Origin of the sequence: Pasteurella oralis (assembly GCF_042681465.1) — a bacterium.
Taxonomy (GTDB): domain Bacteria; phylum Pseudomonadota; class Gammaproteobacteria; order Enterobacterales; family Pasteurellaceae; genus Pasteurella; species Pasteurella oralis.
In genome coordinates this window covers 26179-43331 of the sequence record NZ_JBHUFP010000005.1, presented here as the reverse complement: position 1 = coordinate 43331, position 17153 = coordinate 26179, and the positions used below count along the sequence as shown (strand labels likewise).

The 17153-nt window shown below is 37.4% G+C and carries 18 protein-coding genes; 4 read left to right on the top strand and 14 right to left on the bottom strand.

Features of this window, described 5'->3' with window-relative positions; translation table 11 throughout:
- Window positions 1-66: 66 nt before the first annotated feature.
- A complete protein-coding gene (fabA, locus tag ACFSAV_RS04310; RefSeq protein WP_101775139.1) occupies window positions 67-597 on the bottom strand; it encodes a bifunctional 3-hydroxydecanoyl-ACP dehydratase/trans-2-decenoyl-ACP isomerase in 531 nt (176 codons plus the stop codon).
- Window positions 598-714: 117 nt separating this feature from the next.
- Window positions 715-2505: an AAA family ATPase gene (locus ACFSAV_RS04305; RefSeq protein WP_379096609.1), complete on the bottom strand. Its 1791-nt coding sequence runs from the start codon at window positions 2503-2505 to the stop codon at window positions 715-717.
- Between the two features lie 154 nt (window positions 2506-2659).
- Here ACFSAV_RS04305 and matP point away from each other — a divergent pair, with 154 nt between their 5' ends.
- Window positions 2660-3106, top strand: coding sequence for a macrodomain Ter protein MatP (gene matP / locus ACFSAV_RS04300; RefSeq protein WP_379096606.1), 447 nt, complete (start codon window positions 2660-2662; stop codon window positions 3104-3106).
- 77 nt (window positions 3107-3183) lie between these two features.
- Here the strand turns inward: matP and cspD are convergent, their stop codons facing one another.
- The 4 genes from cspD to ACFSAV_RS04280 form a co-directional block, all read right to left on the bottom strand.
- Window positions 3184-3393 (bottom strand): cold shock domain-containing protein CspD, encoded by a 210-nt coding sequence (gene cspD / locus ACFSAV_RS04295; RefSeq protein ID WP_049214536.1) that lies wholly within the window; start codon window positions 3391-3393, stop codon window positions 3184-3186.
- A 217-nt stretch (window positions 3394-3610) separates the two neighbouring features.
- Complete coding sequence (locus ACFSAV_RS04290; protein WP_101775142.1) at window positions 3611-3760, bottom strand: YoaH family protein; 150 nt, start codon at window positions 3758-3760, stop codon at window positions 3611-3613.
- Between the two features lie 41 nt (window positions 3761-3801).
- The gene (gene truC, locus ACFSAV_RS04285; RefSeq protein ID WP_379096602.1) at window positions 3802-4533 is read right to left on the bottom strand and encodes a tRNA pseudouridine(65) synthase TruC; all 732 of its coding nucleotides are present in this window, start codon (window positions 4531-4533) and stop codon (window positions 3802-3804) included.
- Between the two features lie 3 nt (window positions 4534-4536).
- Complete coding sequence (locus ACFSAV_RS04280; protein ID WP_379096599.1) at window positions 4537-4848, bottom strand: YqcC family protein; 312 nt, start codon at window positions 4846-4848, stop codon at window positions 4537-4539.
- A 135-nt stretch (window positions 4849-4983) separates the two neighbouring features.
- Here ACFSAV_RS04280 and ACFSAV_RS04275 point away from each other — a divergent pair, with 135 nt between their 5' ends.
- The 3 genes from ACFSAV_RS04275 (at window position 4984) to ppnN (ending at window position 8412) form a co-directional block, all read left to right on the top strand.
- Window positions 4984-5763 carry a Zn-ribbon-containing protein gene (locus ACFSAV_RS04275; RefSeq protein ID WP_379096596.1) on the top strand — a complete coding sequence of 260 codons (780 nt, stop codon included), beginning with the start codon at window positions 4984-4986 and terminating at the stop codon, window positions 5761-5763.
- Window positions 5764-6196: 433 nt separating this feature from the next.
- Complete coding sequence (gene queF, locus ACFSAV_RS04270; protein ID WP_379096593.1) at window positions 6197-7036, top strand: NADPH-dependent 7-cyano-7-deazaguanine reductase QueF; 840 nt, start codon at window positions 6197-6199, stop codon at window positions 7034-7036.
- A gap of 8 nt (window positions 7037-7044) precedes the next feature.
- Window positions 7045-8412, top strand: coding sequence for a nucleotide 5'-monophosphate nucleosidase PpnN (ppnN, locus tag ACFSAV_RS04265; RefSeq protein ID WP_379096590.1), 1368 nt, complete (start codon window positions 7045-7047; stop codon window positions 8410-8412).
- A 67-nt stretch (window positions 8413-8479) separates the two neighbouring features.
- Here the strand turns inward: ppnN and ACFSAV_RS04260 are convergent, their stop codons facing one another.
- The 8 genes from ACFSAV_RS04260 to dinB form a co-directional block, all read right to left on the bottom strand.
- Window positions 8480-8902 (bottom strand): universal stress protein, encoded by a 423-nt coding sequence (locus ACFSAV_RS04260; protein WP_101775147.1) that lies wholly within the window; start codon window positions 8900-8902, stop codon window positions 8480-8482.
- Between the two features lie 9 nt (window positions 8903-8911).
- Complete coding sequence (locus tag ACFSAV_RS04255) at window positions 8912-11542, bottom strand: TRAP transporter permease (RefSeq protein ID WP_379096586.1); 2631 nt, start codon at window positions 11540-11542, stop codon at window positions 8912-8914.
- A 64-nt stretch (window positions 11543-11606) separates the two neighbouring features.
- Window positions 11607-12566, bottom strand: a complete 960-nt coding sequence (locus ACFSAV_RS04250) for a TAXI family TRAP transporter solute-binding subunit (protein ID WP_379096583.1) — start codon at window positions 12564-12566, stop codon at window positions 11607-11609.
- A gap of 173 nt (window positions 12567-12739) precedes the next feature.
- On the bottom strand, window positions 12740-13507 hold the full coding sequence (locus ACFSAV_RS04245; RefSeq protein ID WP_167383027.1) for an ABC transporter permease: 768 nt from the start codon (window positions 13505-13507) through the stop codon (window positions 12740-12742).
- A complete protein-coding gene (locus ACFSAV_RS04240) occupies window positions 13507-14439 on the bottom strand; it encodes an ABC transporter ATP-binding protein (protein WP_379096579.1) in 933 nt (310 codons plus the stop codon). The genes ACFSAV_RS04245 and ACFSAV_RS04240 overlap by 1 nt, the downstream gene beginning before the upstream one ends.
- A 17-nt stretch (window positions 14440-14456) precedes the next feature.
- Window positions 14457-14993, bottom strand: a complete 537-nt coding sequence (locus ACFSAV_RS04235) for an elongation factor P hydroxylase (RefSeq protein ID WP_101775152.1) — start codon at window positions 14991-14993, stop codon at window positions 14457-14459.
- 105 nt (window positions 14994-15098) lie between these two features.
- Window positions 15099-15959 carry a protease HtpX gene (htpX, locus tag ACFSAV_RS04230; RefSeq protein ID WP_379096576.1) on the bottom strand — a complete coding sequence of 287 codons (861 nt, stop codon included), beginning with the start codon at window positions 15957-15959 and terminating at the stop codon, window positions 15099-15101.
- A gap of 87 nt (window positions 15960-16046) precedes the next feature.
- Window positions 16047-17123, bottom strand: coding sequence for a DNA polymerase IV (gene dinB / locus ACFSAV_RS04225; protein ID WP_379097308.1), 1077 nt, complete (start codon window positions 17121-17123; stop codon window positions 16047-16049).
- Window positions 17124-17153 lie beyond the last annotated feature (30 nt).

Here is a 17153-nt window from a genome sequence, read left to right as displayed (position 1 = left end):
AATATGACATTACCAGCACAAAGGCTGGTAATGTAAAAAGTGCGGTCTGTTTTATCTGAATTTTGCTTAAAAAGCGGTAGTATCTTGGAACAATCCAACTTTCAGGTCAGTTGCGGTGTAAATAATACGACCATCAACCTCAACTTCACCGTCAGCCATGCCCATGACAAGTTTGCGATTGATCACGCGCTTCATATTGATACGATAGATTACTTTTTTAGCAGTAGGTAAAATTTGACCCGTAAATTTGACTTCACCAACGCCTAAAGCACGCCCTTTACCTTTACCACCGATCCAACCTAAATAGAAGCCGACGAGTTGCCACATAGCATCTAAGCCCAAACATCCCGGCATAACAGGATCACCAATAAAATGACAGCCAAAAAACGGTAAATCTGGTTTGATATCTAGCTCGGCTTCAATATAACCTTTATCAAAAGTACCACCAGTCTCTTTCATTTCCACTACGCGATCCATCATTAACATAGATGGAGCTGGAAGTTGAGGTCCGTCTTCGCCAAATAATTCGCCACGTCCTGATGCAAGTAAATCTTCGTAGCTGTAACTACTCTTTTTATTTGGTGTACAACTGTTCATTATTTTTAATCCTCCTCAATTTTAGGATATCTAAGCAAAGTCTGCTTGGATGCATTCTAACAGAGTTAGGCTTAAATAAAAATAGCTAACACTTGTACGCTTAACTTATCGGATCAGTTATCGCCGACGGAAAAACCATTCAAATATGCTACTCTTTTGCCACTGGTGTTCCACTCGCTGTTCTATACGACATGCAATTAAGCGTGATATTGGCAATGTTTGCTCAGTATAAAGTTGATTTTCTTCTTCCACTAAATCGCGCTGAAACAAAATTTCACAGGCTTGATACACATCTTCTACTGGATAAATAAAAAATTGTCCATCTTTGACTGCATTTACGACATCTTCACTTAAACTAAGCTGATGAATGACCGCGCTGGGTACCATCACCCCTTGCTCACCAGTTAAGCCACGGCTAGCGCAAATTGAGAAAAAACCTTCAATTTTGGCATTTACTCCACCAACGGAATGCACTAAGCCAAATTGATCAATGGCGCCAGTGATAGCAATAGATTGAGGTAAAGGTTGATCTGATAACGCACTAGCTAATACACAAAAGCTGGCTAATGAGGCACTATCACCATCAATTTCCCCATAAGACTGTTCAAATACTAAAGACGCAGAAAATGGCAATTGGGAAGGCAATTGCAAAACATGCGCTAAACAGGCTTCTGCAATCATAATACTTTTACCATGAATATTACCTGCAAGTTCACTTTTACGTTCAACATCTACAACTTCGCCATCACCAAACTGCACAATACAACTAATTCGAGATGGCTCACCAAACACCATTGGCGTGCCAGGATATTCAATGACTGATAATCCATTAATTTGACCAACTATTTCCCCTTCTGTTGCCACATAGACTTGCTCGTGCAAAATATCTGCATAAGTTTGTTCTTGCAAGAAACCTTGTTGTAATGCTTTTTGCTGAAAAAAGTGTTCAAAATCCTGTGCATTTAATAACGAATTGTTTTGCTTTTGACTTAAAATTGCAGTGCTAGTGAGAATTTCTTTTAATTTCAAAGGCGAAATAGAAACGAAACAGCGATCTTCGCTGTCACGTACTAACAATTGATATAGCTTATTCAATCCCTCTAAACTTAACGGTGGTAATTGATGCTGGTTAGCAAAGGATTGTATATATTCTGCCCATTTCAAGCGATTTTCTGCTTTTTCAACAGCGTAATAACTTTCAATTTCAGAATAATCGGCTAAATCATATAAATCAGCATCTAAGGAGGCTAACGTGGCTAGTTCTTCTCGATTACCAACTAAAATCACTTTTAAATTCAAAGGATAACCCGGTATATCACATGGCAAATCTTTAAATGGATGTGCTGAATACCAATCAAAATGTTGAGTGAGTAAAATTTGTTTTAAACGTAACCATAAATCAAATTGTGTGATTAACGACGCCAGCGCAAGAACTAACACACCACCATTAACTTGATGTACTAACCCCGCATTGAGCTGAATTTCTCGTGATGAAGGATGTATACGTAAAGAACCAAAGAGTTGAAATTGATCAACATATAATGCACTAGCTACTGATTTTTTCGCAGCAAAATTATCTACAATAGATTGTGCCGCTTCAACTGCCACAGTAGGGAACGAAAAAGAATCCCCTTGTTGTATTAAATATTGCACGCCTCGAATCTGGGTATCGTCACTTTGCTGCGCTTGAATTGCTTGTTCTAATAAACTGAGATACTCTCCTTGTTCATCCCCTTTCAGCACTAACAAATTGCGCTGAGGGTTGCGTAAGAACTGTGTTATTGCCGCGCTTGCTCGAGGCTGTAGCGCAAAAAAATCTGTTGTTGAATGTGGTAATTCAGTTAATTGAAGTGTTGGGCGTAAATCTTGCCATGAGAGCGCTTTTTCAGCTAAAAAGGATGGATTCACAGGTATTCTCTCGTTATGTTGAGTCATTATTTTTCAGAATTTGGCATTATCGCATATTTCCTAAAATAGTGAAAATCTGCTAGAAAAAAAGGCAGAAACAGCGTATATTGACAACAGTTACCACGTCACTAATCCGTTTAAATGAGAGAATACAATGAAATATCAAAAACTGGAAAACCAAGAAGCACATTGGAAATGGTTGTATTTAATCAAGAAACACCGTGAAGGTGAAAACATTACTGCCTATGAAGAGAAAAGTTTACGTGAAGATAAAATCCAACAACTCATTTCCTACCAAAATAAACCACAACAAATCGAAGAATGGATTGTTCAACATTTATCACCTCAGCTGATTATCAAGTTAGACCAAGCCATTCGTGCGCGCCGTAAACGTTTTTTTAATGGTGAAAAACAATCTACTAAGAAAAAATCTATCGATTTAGAATATGCGGTTTGGTTGCGCCTTTCTCGTTATTCACGCAAAATGAAAATGACCCTATCTGAAACTATTACTTACATGATTGATGAACGTGAAAGCAAGGCGCAATTTGAAAGTCAAATGTCTGCCATGAAAGCAGGGTTAAAAGATTTATTAAAATAATTTTAGACAAACGAAAAGACAAGGCTGCAATCCTTGTCTTTTATGTTTTGACTAAATGTAAATAAGAAGATTATATATTATTCAACAATTGGAATAATTTTCGTTGCGTGTGACCCTTTATCACCATGAACAACTTCAAATTGGACTTTTTGCCCCGCTTTTAAAGAGCGATAACCATCCATCTCAATCACTGAATAATGTGCAAAAATGTCTGCATCTGTTCCTTCCGCAGAAATGAATCCAAACCCTTTTGCATTATTGAACCATTTAACAACACCAACTTCCATAATTAAAACCTCTAATGGTCGAACGACCTTAACTACTTTTATTTTAATAAGACAAATTTGTCTTACCACCCAAATTTGATTTAGCTAAATATTCGGCGAATTTTCTCTTTTTGGCAATTAAAAATAGTTTAAAATCAAACCGAGATCACAAAATTTTTACTTTTTGGAAGCGCTTACTCAATTCAGCGAGGTCATCATAATGAGTTAAGTCGTTGCCTTATTCGGCTGAATATGTTTCGCGCAACTCTTGGGCAACAAGTGCAATTGCTTCACCAGCACTCACTCCTTGTGCCATCAGCGCTTGAATTTTTTCTACTGCAACTTGTTGTTGCTCATGAGTTAAATTAAGTAGAATATTATCTAACATTCTTTTTACCTATAAAAAAATTATCAAAAAATTGACCGCACTTAATTTAGTGCATTTAAATTCCAACCAAAAATTTTAATCAAATCGAGCCATTGTTGATCTAAATTTGCACGAACATCAAGTCGCTGTTGGGTGATTGGGTGAGTAAAAATCAAACGTTCTGCATGCAACATCAAACGCTGAACGCCAGTATGTTCAGTTAATGCTCGATTTTGATGTAAATCACCATACTGTGTATCACCTAAAATAGGATGAAAAATATGCTTCATGTGACGACGTAATTGATGTTTCCGTCCAGTATGAGGGACCAAACGCACTAAAGAATAACGTGTAGTATTATATTTTTTAACCGCATAAGGCATTTCAACTGTACATAGTCCAAAATAATCAGTCACTGCCTGTTGTGCAGCTTTATCTGCTTGAGCAAACTTATCCGCCACTTTATCCAATTGTACTTTCAATGGATAGTCAATCTGTGCCTGTCCAGTTAAATAGCCCCGTACAATCGCTAAATAACGCTTTTCAACTTGCTTATTTTCAAATTGTAAACAAAGCAAATTAGCCACTGTACTATTTAATGCAAATAACAATACACCAGATGTAGGACGATCTAAACGATGAATAGGATATACATGCTGCCCTATTTGATCGCGCAATGTCTGCATGACAAACTGCGTTTCATAGCTATCTAACCAACTTCGATGAACCAACATACCTGCTGGCTTATTTACTACGACGATATATTCATCTTGATATAAAATGATTAATTGCATGTTTTATTTTTGTAACAATGTTTCAATTTCGCTGATCGGGTGCAATAATTTATCTAAATCTGCCATGTCTTTTAGCGCTTCTTCCAGATAAGGCGTAATCGAAATTTTACTTGGCAGCATTTCACCACGCTCTATCAATGCATGCATTCTTGGAATAAAAATCCATTGCAACCATTCAGTTGGTGACATCGTATCTAATGCAAAAGGCTGCTCACTCAAAAAAGCATTCTCCTCTGGAGGAGTCGCTTGCCACAATGCCAATTCCTGCATAACTGCTTGCAATTGTTGTAAATAAATTTGAGTTTGTTGATGCATAGTTGTTCCCTTACTAAAAATAAGGCAGTATTTTAGGGGATTTTATCCATTTACACTACTGCTAGAGAAAAGAGCAGCTAGTTTAAGTAAAATTAATTAAAATAGTATACAAAACTGATAAAGCATTTAATGACTATGTACCTCATCGAAACTTTTTTTCACTATGTTGCAACAGAAGCGGAACAAAACCCGACTTATTTACTTAATCAAATCATTGATCAATGGCGCTACAATGGACAAATTATTGGACGTGAAATCCCTGTTTATGTCGCAGAACAAGAACAACAGCAAGGATTTGCAATACGCGTTATTTGCCCTGAACAGCACAGCTTATTACCTGAATTTAATAATTTTGAAGTAGAAAAAGCTCTTGAAAAGGCACAAAAGTGCGGTCTGTTTTTTGATAGTTTTCATGTCATCGCTGATGATCTTAACTCTGATCAAACTTGTACACAAACTACACCTAGTTGGCAGGTATTATATACGACCTATCTACAATCCTGTTCACCACTACATAGCGGCGATGATCTCTGCCCTATCCCTTTGTATAGACAGCTCAAAAACATACCGCACTTAAGTATGGATCTGATTAAGTGGCAAGAAAATTGGCAAGCTTGCGATCAATTACAAATGAATGGCTCAGTATTAGAACAACAAGCATTGATGGAAATCTCAGATATAAAGAGCACATTAGCCAAACATGGACGCTATTTAGCCCAAGATATCGAACAACACACAGGCATCCCAACTTATTACTATTTATATCGTATTGGTGGTGAAAACTTAGAAACAGAACAACAACGCTGCTGCCCTAGTTGCCACAAAGCATGGCGTCTAGACAACCTGCTTTTTGACTTATTTTATTTTAAATGTGATGATTGCCGTTTAGTATCTAACTTATCATGGCATTATTAAGCTATTTTTGCTTGTACAAAATAAAACAATATCGCTAGTTAAGTGACTATTTGTATTTTCTTTACGAAAAGCAGCTGTTTTTACAACTCGTACAACGCTAGTATGATTTTCCTAAATATCATGCTCCTATAAAGCACTTTATACGGGAAGATTAAAATAAAAAACTTAAAAGTTACTCAATTTCTAATGAATTTCGCACAACAATAAATTATTACGCATAAAAAATTGCCCCGTTTAAGCCGCCAAACATAGTTAAAATTTTTAGATTAATTTTGAGTGTTTGAGTTTGCATAGCAAGCAAGTTACAAAATTAACCGTGAAAAAAATTTTAATGAAGAGAGAAAAAAGACTTAGTCGAGGGGTGTTGCTTTTGCTTACTTTTCTTTGCATAAGCAAAGAAAAGTAAGTTCAAATTTGAAAAGGAAAAAACAACATGCACTATCAACACAATAGCCTAAACAAACTCACACTTGGACAACAAACTCAATATTCCAGCAATTATGACCGCACTTTACTGCAAGCAGTACCTCGTCAATTAAATCGAGATAGTTTAGGCATTACCCAAATACAACCATTTACTCACGGTGCGGATATTTGGACTGCTTATGAAATTTCATGGTTAAACCCTAAAGGGGTACCGCAAGTCGCAATTGCAGATATAGAAATTGATTTTCAAAGTGAAAACTTAATCGAATCTAAAAGCTTTAAGCTGTATTTAAACAGCTTTAATCAAACTCCCTTTGACTCATTTTTCGTGGTGCAACGTACTTTAGAACAAGATTTAACAGACTGTGCGAAAGGAACAGCGAAAGTACAGCTTCATCCACTGGCGAAATATGATCAAGAGCATATCGCGCAATTCAGTGGCGAATGTATTGATGAATTAGATATTACCATTACTCACTATGACTTTGATGCAGCAGTATTAGAAAACTGTTGCAATGACGTTATAGTTGAAGAAACCTTAGTTAGCCATTTATTAAAATCAAATTGTTTAATCACTAACCAGCCTGATTGGGGGAGTTTACAAATTCACTATGTAGGTAAACAAATTGATCGCGAAAAACTATTACGTTACATTATCTCTTTCCGCCAGCACAACGAATTTCATGAGCAATGTGTAGAGCGTATTTTCTGTGACTTAATGCAGTTTGCACAACCAGAAAAATTAACAGTATATGCACGCTATACTCGACGAGGTGGTTTAGATATTAATCCATTCCGTTCAAACTTTGAAACAGTGCCAATAAACCAACGTTTAGCTCGCCAATAGGAGATGTTATGAGCAAAAATGTCTATTACGTCAACCCACGCGGTAGTATGGATCAACTTTCTCACTTAGAAGTTGAATTACTGACTAAAAAAGCCAAAAGCCCGCTTTATAGCCTTTATCGCAATTGTTCACTTGCTGTATTAAATTCTGGTGCCGTGACTGATGATAGCCGCGCTTTATTAAATAAATATCCTGATTTTGATATCCAACTTGTCGCAAGAGAACGCGGTGTGTCACTTGAATTACATAACCCACCGCAAGATGCTTTTGTTGATGAACGCATGATCCGTAACATTCAATATCATTTATTCGCCGTATTACGCGATATTTTATTTGTGAATGTAATGAGTCAACGTTTAAACCCAGATAATATTCAAGACAGTAAACATATCACAAATCTTGTTTTTTCTATTCTGCGTAATGCCAAAGCGTTACCTGTTGGTGAGCACCCGAATCTCGTCGTGTGCTGGGGTGGGCATTCGATCAATCAAATTGAATACCAATATTGCCGTGCAGTAGGCACAGAACTTGGTTATCGTGAACTGAATATTATCACAGGTTGTGGACCTGGCGTCATGGAAGCACCAATGAAGGGAGCAGCGATTGGTCATGCTAATCAACGTTATAAAAACAGCCGTTTTATCGGCATCACTGAACCTTCTATCATTGCTTCTGAGCCACCAAATCCAATCGTGAATGAATTAATCATCATGCCAGATATTGAGAAACGCCTAGAAGCATTCGTACGTATGGGGCATGGTATTGTGATTTTCCCTGGCGGACCGGGCACATTTGAAGAGTTATTGTATATTCTAGGTATCAAGCTTGCTGAAGAAAATCAAAATCAGCCATTACCACTTATTTTGACAGGTCCAAAAGAAAGTGCAGACTATTTTGCGACTATTGATCGTTTTATTGGTGAAACCTTAGGTGAAAAAGCGCAAGCGCTATACGAAATTATTATTGATGATCCGGTCATGGTAGCACGTAAAATGAGTCAAGCGATGCACGCTGTAAAAATGCAACGCTATGAAACTTGTGATGCTTATGGCTTTAATTGGTCTTTAAAAATTCCAACTGATTTCCAACAACCCTTTATTCCAACACATGAAAACATGGCGGCGTTAGATTTACATCGTAATCAGTCAACAATGGATCTTATTGCCAATTTACGTCGTGCATTTTCAGGTATTGTCGCGGGCAACATTAAGCCAGAAACACAAGATCGAATTGAAGAATTAGGGCGTTTCAAGTTACATGGTGATCCAGAACTGTTAGAGAAAATTGATCAAGTATTACAAGATTTCATCGTGCAACATCGCATGAAACTCCCTGATGGTAATGCTTACGAACCTTGCTACGAATTAGTCAAATAATCAAAAAAACAGACCGCACTTTATATAAAAAATAGCTTGTTTTTTAACAAGCTATTTTTCTTGCGGCTTAACGTAAAATCAAAATTGGTTTATCGCTATAACGCGCAACTTTAACTGTATTTGAGCTTAAACCTTCTTTGTTATCACGTACCGCCATCATAATAATCAAATCAATGTTTTTCTCTTTTGCAATACGGTTAATTTCCTCATACACAGGACCATGTGCCAAAATATGTTGTACTTTCGCCCCTTCTGGAAAATGTTTTTTAGTAAAAGCATGCAGTGCTTTGTTTGCTTCAGTCAACACATCCTGATCGAAATTCTTAGGTAAAAAGGAAGAAACAAAACTACTACCTAATGGCGGTACAACGCTCATCACCCGATACACAGTATCTGGATTATGTTTCGTCATTTCTAAGGCCGTTTTCACTGCCTTCTCTGCATCCTCTAAATGCCCTAAATCTGCCGTAATTAAGATTTTTTTAAACATGATGTTTCCTTAGGCTTGTTGGCGACGACGTTGATTCATCGCTAACATCAATAATAATAGTAAAGTTGGAATAAATAACCATTCTTTTGCTAATGCATCTTTCACTGGAACAGTACCTTCTAATACCACTTGATCCCAGTTTAAACCCGCTTTTGCTGCACTAGAATCAATCTCTACTGCATCAATAATCACTTGTTTACCTTCAGGTTTATCTTGTTCAAACAAGGTTAAGCCCATCTTTTGTAAACGTTCTTCACCCGTTTGCCCTTCTGATATTGGTAATTGAGCATAAAATTCAATTTCTTTGCCATAAGGGTTTAAACCCGAAACTTTAATAGTCAAATTATCCCCTACTGTCGCTTTTTGTACTTCTTGTACTAATTGTGTTGGCTCAAAAGCACGCTGTGTTGGCGAAATATGTTCCATAAAGAAACCTGGGCGAAATAAAGCAAAGGCTAAAATAAACAATGCAAGACTTTCCCATACTTTATTACGGCGGAAGAAATAACCAATCGCGCCTGCAGTAAAGGCGAGAATACCAATTGTTGCGGTAATAAAGACTAAAATCCCTTTTGCCCAGCCGACATCAATTAATAATAAATCGGTATTAAAGATGAATAAAAATGGCAAAATTGCTGTACGCAAACTATATGAGAATGCAGTTAAACCTGTCTTAATAGGATCGCCACCCGACACAGCAGAAGCCGCAAAAGATGCCAGTCCAACTGGCGGTGTTACATCTGCCATAATACCGAAATAGAAAACAAATAAATGTACAGCAATGAGCGGTACGATAAAGCCATTTTGACGACCTACTTCAATAATCACAACTGCCATTAATGAAGAAACTACAATATAGTTCGCTGTAGTAGGTAATCCCATACCAAGAATTAAGCTAAAGCCCGCAACTAAAAGCAACATTAAGAAAATATTACCCATTGAAAGCGTTTCAATGATCGTTGCTAATTGAACACCAAAGCCAGTTAATGATACCACTCCCACGATAATCCCAGCTGTTGCTGTAGCAATACCAATACCGATCATATTTCTTGCACCCGCTTCTAAGCCATCAATAAGATCTTTCCAACCAAGCTTAAATTCTTGCTTAAAAGTGGTTTGTTTTCTGTAATAGGCAAGTAATGGACGTTGTGTGAGTAAAATGACAATCAAGGATAATGCCCCCCAAAATGCCGATAATCCCGGAGATAAACGCTCTACCATCAAACACCAAATTAAAATCACTACAGGTAATAAGAAGTGTAAGCCCGCATTGATTGTTGGTCTGACCGACGGTAATTTCACCACTGGAGAATGTGGATCATCAATTTCGAGATCAGGAAACTGCGCTACACGACGTAATAGCAATAAATAGATTACGGCTAACAGTGTAACGACAATACTGAAAGCATAATTTGGTGTAACCGCTTTTAACCAACCTAAACTCAACTCGACAACGAAATAAAGTACGCATAGAGAAATAAAGGCTCTTAACGCACTAATTAAAGTAGTCAAAAATGGTTTTGCCGCATCAGTTCTTGGCAAACCTTGTAAATTCATTTTACAAGCTTCTAAATGGACAATATAAACAAGCGCAATATAGGAAATAACTGCAGGTAAGAAAGCATGGGTAATCAATTGACTATACGGCATATTGACATATTCAATCATTAAGAATGCTGCTGCCCCCATGACAGGAGGCATTATCTGCCCATTTACCGAAGATGCTACCTCAACTGCCCCTGCTTTTTCAGCAGAAAATCCTACTCGCTTCATCATTGGGATAGTAAATGTGCCTGTTGTGACCACATTTGCAATAGAAGAACCTGAAATCAGCCCTGTTAAACCTGATGCAACAACAGCGGCTTTGGCAGGTCCACCACGTAAATGTCCTAAATACGCAAAAGCACTTTTAATAAAATAGTTACCCGCACCAGCTTTGTCTAACAGTGCACCAAATAAGACAAATAAGAACACATACTTTGTTGATACCCCTAATGCAACACCAAACACCCCTTCTGTAGTAATCCATTGTTGATTAATAATATGAGAAAGCGTGCCTGTGCGGTGACTAATAATCCAATCACTTGGTAAAAACTGCCCAAAATAGTTATAAATTAAAAAAACAACAGCTATCACCACTAAGGGTAAACCTAAACTACGACGAGTAGCCTCAAGGAGTAAAACAATCCCTATGCAACCAGCAATAATATCTTGTAAGTTCGGGGCTCCAAAACGAGTTACTAACCCATCATAGAAAAACAAATAATACGAGCCTAAAAAAGCGCCCATTGTTGCAAATACCCAATCTGCCAACGGAATACGATGTTTAGGCGAAAATTTAAAAGCGGGATAAGACAAATAAGCCAAAAATAAAGCAAATGCGAGATGAATTGAGCGGGCTTTGGTATCATCAAATACGACATTGATATTTAAGCCAATATTACGTAAAAACTCTTGTAACCAAAATGGTGCAGGAGAGGCATAATAAAGTTGAAATAATGACCACAAAATAGCAACACCAGCGATTAGTTTTTTAGGAAATCCATCAGGATCACGCCCTCCAGTGTCGCTTGATGCCACAATATCTTGTAAATCATCATAATCGATATTTTTTGTTGACACGCTAAAACTCCTCGTCATCTAAAAAATAAAAACGGAAAAAGGCAGGAACCTTGCCTGCCTTAACAATATTAAGATAAGAAAATTACAACCAACCTCTTTCTTTATAGTAACGCACTGCCCCATCATGTAATGGCGCTGATAGTGCATTTTTGATCATTTCCTCTTCTTTTAAGTTTGAGAACGCTGGGTGTAAACGCTTGAAGCGTTCAAAGTTATCAAATACCGCTTTAACAATCGCATAAACACTATCAGCATCTACATCAGAAGAAGTGACTAAAGTCGCATACACACCGAAAGTATCTGTTGGGTTCTCACTACCTTTATACAAACCACCTGGAATTGTTGCTTTAGCATAATATGGGTGATCTGCTACAAGTTTATCAATTTCAGGGCCTGTAATTGAAACTAAATGTGCATCACAAGAAGCAGCCGCTTCTTTTAAGGCACCATTTGGGTGACCTACGTTATAGGTAATAGCATCTAAGTTGTTATCGCACATCACAGATGCCATTTCTGCTGGTTTTAGTTCAGAGGCAACTTTGAAAGTTGACGCATCCCAACCTTTTGCACCAAGAATAACATTCATGGTTGCACGTGTACCAGAACCCGGATCACCCACATTAACACGCTTACCTTTCAAGTCATCAAACCCTTTGATATTTGCATCAGTACGCGCCATTAACGTAAATGGCTCTGGATGAATAGAAAATACAGCTCTTAACTTATCATTTTTTTTGCCTTCAAAAGAGCTTGAACCATTATAGGCATGATATTGCCAATCTGACTGTGCAATACCTAATTCCATTTGATTACTTGCAATTGAATTGAGGTTAGCAACAGAACCACCAGTTGAAGGCGCATTACATTTCACCCCTGTTTTCGCAGAATCACGATTGACTAATTGACAGACAGACTGTCCTACGACGTAGTAAACACCTGTTTGACCACCAGTACCAATGGTTACAATTTTATCGGCAGCAAATACTGCACTTGAAGAAAGCATTAATGCTGCTGTCATTGAAAGCTTTAGATACTTTTTCATAGAGTCATTTTCCTTATTTTGTTGTTGGTTTGCTTAAAAGAGCACTTCAATTAGCGGATTTACAAATAGCAAAGATTTTACGTTTTTGCAACAATTTATTTTTTGCTCGCCTAAATCTGTGCTAAGCATTACACTGAAAATAGAGAAAGTGCGGTCGATTTTTAACAAATTTTTTAACTTCTCAAACCAATACCACGACTAATTAAATAATAAGCTATACTATATAAACTCATAATAAAGACGATTAGGACAAAGAAAGCATAAGCAATATTGATATCTGATGTGCCTAAAAAGCCATAACGAAAACCATTAATCATATAAACAATAGGATTCAATTTTGATACACTTTGCCAAAATTCAGGCAATAATGAGATTGAATAAAATACACCTCCCAGATAAGTTAATGGCGTTAAGACAAAAGTAGGAATAATACTAATATCATCAAAAGAGCGGGCAAAAACAGCGTTAATTAAGCCACCAAGCGCAAAGGTTGCTGTCGTCATGAACAAAATGATCGCCACAATCAACCAAGAATATACTTCAAATGTTACAAAAAATGATGCCACAATAGTCACAAGCACACCGACACAAAGTCCACGTGCGACACCCCCTGCAACATAGCCTAAAATGATAATATGTGGCGAAGTCGGCGAGATCAGTAATTCCTCGACATTTTTTGCAAATTTTGTACTGTAAAAAGATGAAGCAACATTGGCAAATGAATTCGTTAACGCAGACATCATAATTAAGCCAGGCACAATAAACTGCATATAACTAAACCCATTCATGTCACCAATTCGACTCCCAATTAGTTGCCCAAAAATCACAAAATACAAGGTCATGGTAATCACTGGCGGAACTAAAGTTTGCACCCAAATACGTGTAAAACGTCGAATTTCTTTCGTGACAATAGTCTGAAACGCAACCCAAGCTAATGTCATTATGCACCACCTTTTTTATCCAACTGATTATTTAATGCCATTGAAACAAATAATTCTTCTAAACGATTCGCTTTATTTCGCATACTTAACACTTTGATATTCTGTGCAGACAATTGTGCAAATAACTCATTTAGCCCTTGCTCTCGTTTTACTTCGACTTCAAGATTATTTTCATTTAAATCAATAATTTGATATCCATCAATCACAGGGAGTTTAGTATAGGCAGCTAAATCAAAAACAAAAGTTTCTGCTTCTAATTTCGCGAGCAACGCTTTCATCGGCATATCAACAACCAACCGACCGTGCTGAATAATACCAATATTACGACATAACATTTCAGCTTCTTCTAAATAATGGGTCGTTAAAATAATCGTTGTACCTTGTTGATTTAACTCATGTAAAAATGTCCACATAGCACGACGTAATTCAATATCCACACCAGCAGTTGGTTCATCTAAAATCAATAATTTTGGCTTATGCATTAATGCCCGTGCGATCATCAAACGGCGTTTCATCCCCCCTGATAAACGAATAGCTTGCTGCGCACGTTTTTCCCAAAGATCGAGCTTTTTCAACCAAATTTCTGCTCGCTTTAAGGCTTCTGAACGAGCAATTCCGTAGTAACCTGCTTGATTGACTAAAATATCAATCACACGTTCAAATTGATGAAAATTAAATTCTTGAGGAACGAGGCCAATGCATTGCTTTAATTCACTTAACTGTTGGTCCAAATCATAACCAAAGACATTAACTTGCCCGCTAGTTTTATTAACTAATGAGCTGATAATACCAATAGTCGTCGATTTTCCTGCTCCGTTATGCCCTAATAATGCATAAAAATCCCCTTCTTGGACCTTTAAATCAATACCATGTAAGGCGGTAACTCCATTTTTATATTGTTTAGTTAACTGTTTAATTTCTAATGCTAACATGCATCCTACTTAATCATTTAAATTCGAGTCATATCAAATAGACTTAAGTCAATACTATCTGAAGTGCCATAAAATGCCGCCAATGCTTTCCGTAAAATTTCTGCCCGTTTTGGTAACCCTTGTTCTGCATAAACTTTCACTTGTTCATACACTGCTTGCTTAAAAGGTAAAGTATCACCAGGATCACCATTCAAATTATCAACACTCGCAAAATAACGAAATCCTGCCGCAATAGATAAAATCCATTCAATCGCTTGCGGCTTAACTTCGACTTGTTCAAACAAACGTTGTTGCTGCGCTGTACGCCCATCCGGTTCATACCAATAACCAAAATCTTCAAGTTGGCGACGCGCTTTACCCGCGACAAGCCAATGTGCAATCTCATGTAATCCACTACTATAAAAACCATGTGCAAAATAAATTGCATGATAAGGACAATTCTCATTAGCGGGAACATAAAGAGGTTCATCGCCTCCTTTGACTAATTTTGTATTATATTCTTGTTCAAAGCACTGATTAAAAATCTGAATTAAATCGCTGATTTGATGTTCCATTAAAACTCCAAAAGCCAAAACTCGGTAAAATTTGACCGCACTTAGGTAGAAAAGAGAAAATGAAAAAAGAGGCATAATGCCTCTTTCTGCTTAAAATTGCTAGCGTTATTTCAAGCTATCTAATTGTTGTAACGCCGCAATGCGCTTTTCTAATGGCGGATGGCTCATGAACAAAGCCGCTAAACTACTACGCTTGCCATTAATTGCAAATGCCGCGAGTTGTCCTTCTAATTCTTGTGGCTCATGCAAACGCTGTAAGCGTTGTAATGCAGCGATCATTTTTTGTTTACCCACTAATTCCGCTGATCCTGCATCTGCACGGAATTCACGGTAACGAGAGAACCACATTGCAATGATACTTGCCAAAAAGCCAAAGACAATTTCTAATACCATCGCAACTAAGAAATAAATACCTGAGCTACTTTCACCATCGCGGTTACTCGATACCGCTTTTGCAATCATACGAGAAACAAAAATCACAAATGTATTAAGTACACCTTGTAACAACGTCATTGTCACCATATCACCATTTTTGATATGGGCAACTTCATGTGCCAAGACAGCTTCTGCTTCATCACGAGTCATTGCTCGTAATAACCCTGTACTCACCGCAACCAAAGCGTTATTTTTACTTGCTCCCGTTGCAAAAGCATTGACATCCTCTGAATGATAAATTGCGACATCTGGCATAGGTAAATTTGCACGTTCTGCCTGTGAACGTACAGTATTGACCAACCAACGTTCAGCCTCATTACGCGGTTCTTTAATTACCTCTGCACCGACTGAACGTAATGCCATGGTTTTAGATAAAAAGAGCGAAATTAAAGAACCTGAAAAACCAAATAATGCAGCCATGATTAATAAACCACTGGCATCTTGTGCTTGAATCCCCGTTAAACTCAAAATAATATTAAATACGACTAAAACCGCCATGTTTGTCGCTAAAAAGAGTAAAATTCGCATCATAATAAAAAATCCTTATCGTTAAGGTTAAATAGCCTGTGTTGTAATATAGTAGCAAAATTGTTAAATGCAAGAGAGGGTATTAAAATTTTACCATAAACTCATTTGTTCTACCTGTGAGTTTCTCTTTTCGTTCGGTAAGCTTAAGTGTAAACCAATCAAACGAATTTCTCTCCCTGCTGTACGCTGCCAAATTTGCTTTAATAGCGATTCAAAATTTATTTGAGTCAATGCCAACCCCGTTTTTTCTAGCGTAGTCACTTGAAAATCAGCAAACTTCAGTTTTACCCCAATTTTATGTAAAGCAACTAAAGATAAAGCAGGGCAAACCTGTTTAATACGCTGAAGCAAGGATGGAAAAAGTTGTTCTAGTACAGCAATAGCTTGTGGTAAATTGCTAATATTATGTTGCAAGGTTGTTTCTACACTAACTGATTTTAGTATTCGATGAGGTTCCACTTTACGTTCATCTATCGCATGACTAAATGCCCAAATACGCTGTCCCATTTTACCGAACTGGTTCAATAACAATACCTTATCTATTTTGCGAATATCTGCACAAGTCTGCAATCCCATTTCTAACAAACGCTGAGAAGTTACTTTACCGACACCGGGAATTTTGTTTAATGACAAATTTGCAACAAACTCATTCACCTCTGTAGGGTTAATCACAAACTGACCATTCGGCTTATTTTGCTCCGAAGCAATTTTAGCCAAAAACTTCAAAGGTGCGATACCAGCAGAAGCCGTTAAACCGAGTTCAGTAAAAATTGCTTGCCGAATGTCTGTTGCAATCCAAGTCGCAGACCCTGAGCATTTGCCACAATCTGTCACATCTAAATAAGCCTCATCTAAAGAAAGAGGTTCAATGAGATCAGTATAGCGCTGAAAAATTTGTCGAATTTGTTTAGAGACCTGTTTATATAGCGGCATATTCACGGGTAAAAGCACTAAATTTGGACATAGTTTCAAAGCTTGTGCCGTTGGCATTGCGCTATGTAAACCAAACTTGCGCGCAGCATAGCTACAAGTGGCTAAAACACCTCGATTTTCGACAGAACCACCAACAGCAACAGGCTTTCCTATCAAACTAGGATTATTACGTATCTCAATCGACGCATAAAAGCAGTCCATATCAATATGAATAATTTTACGAGTCACTGGCATCATGGTAGCAAGAAAAAGTGCGGTCAAAAT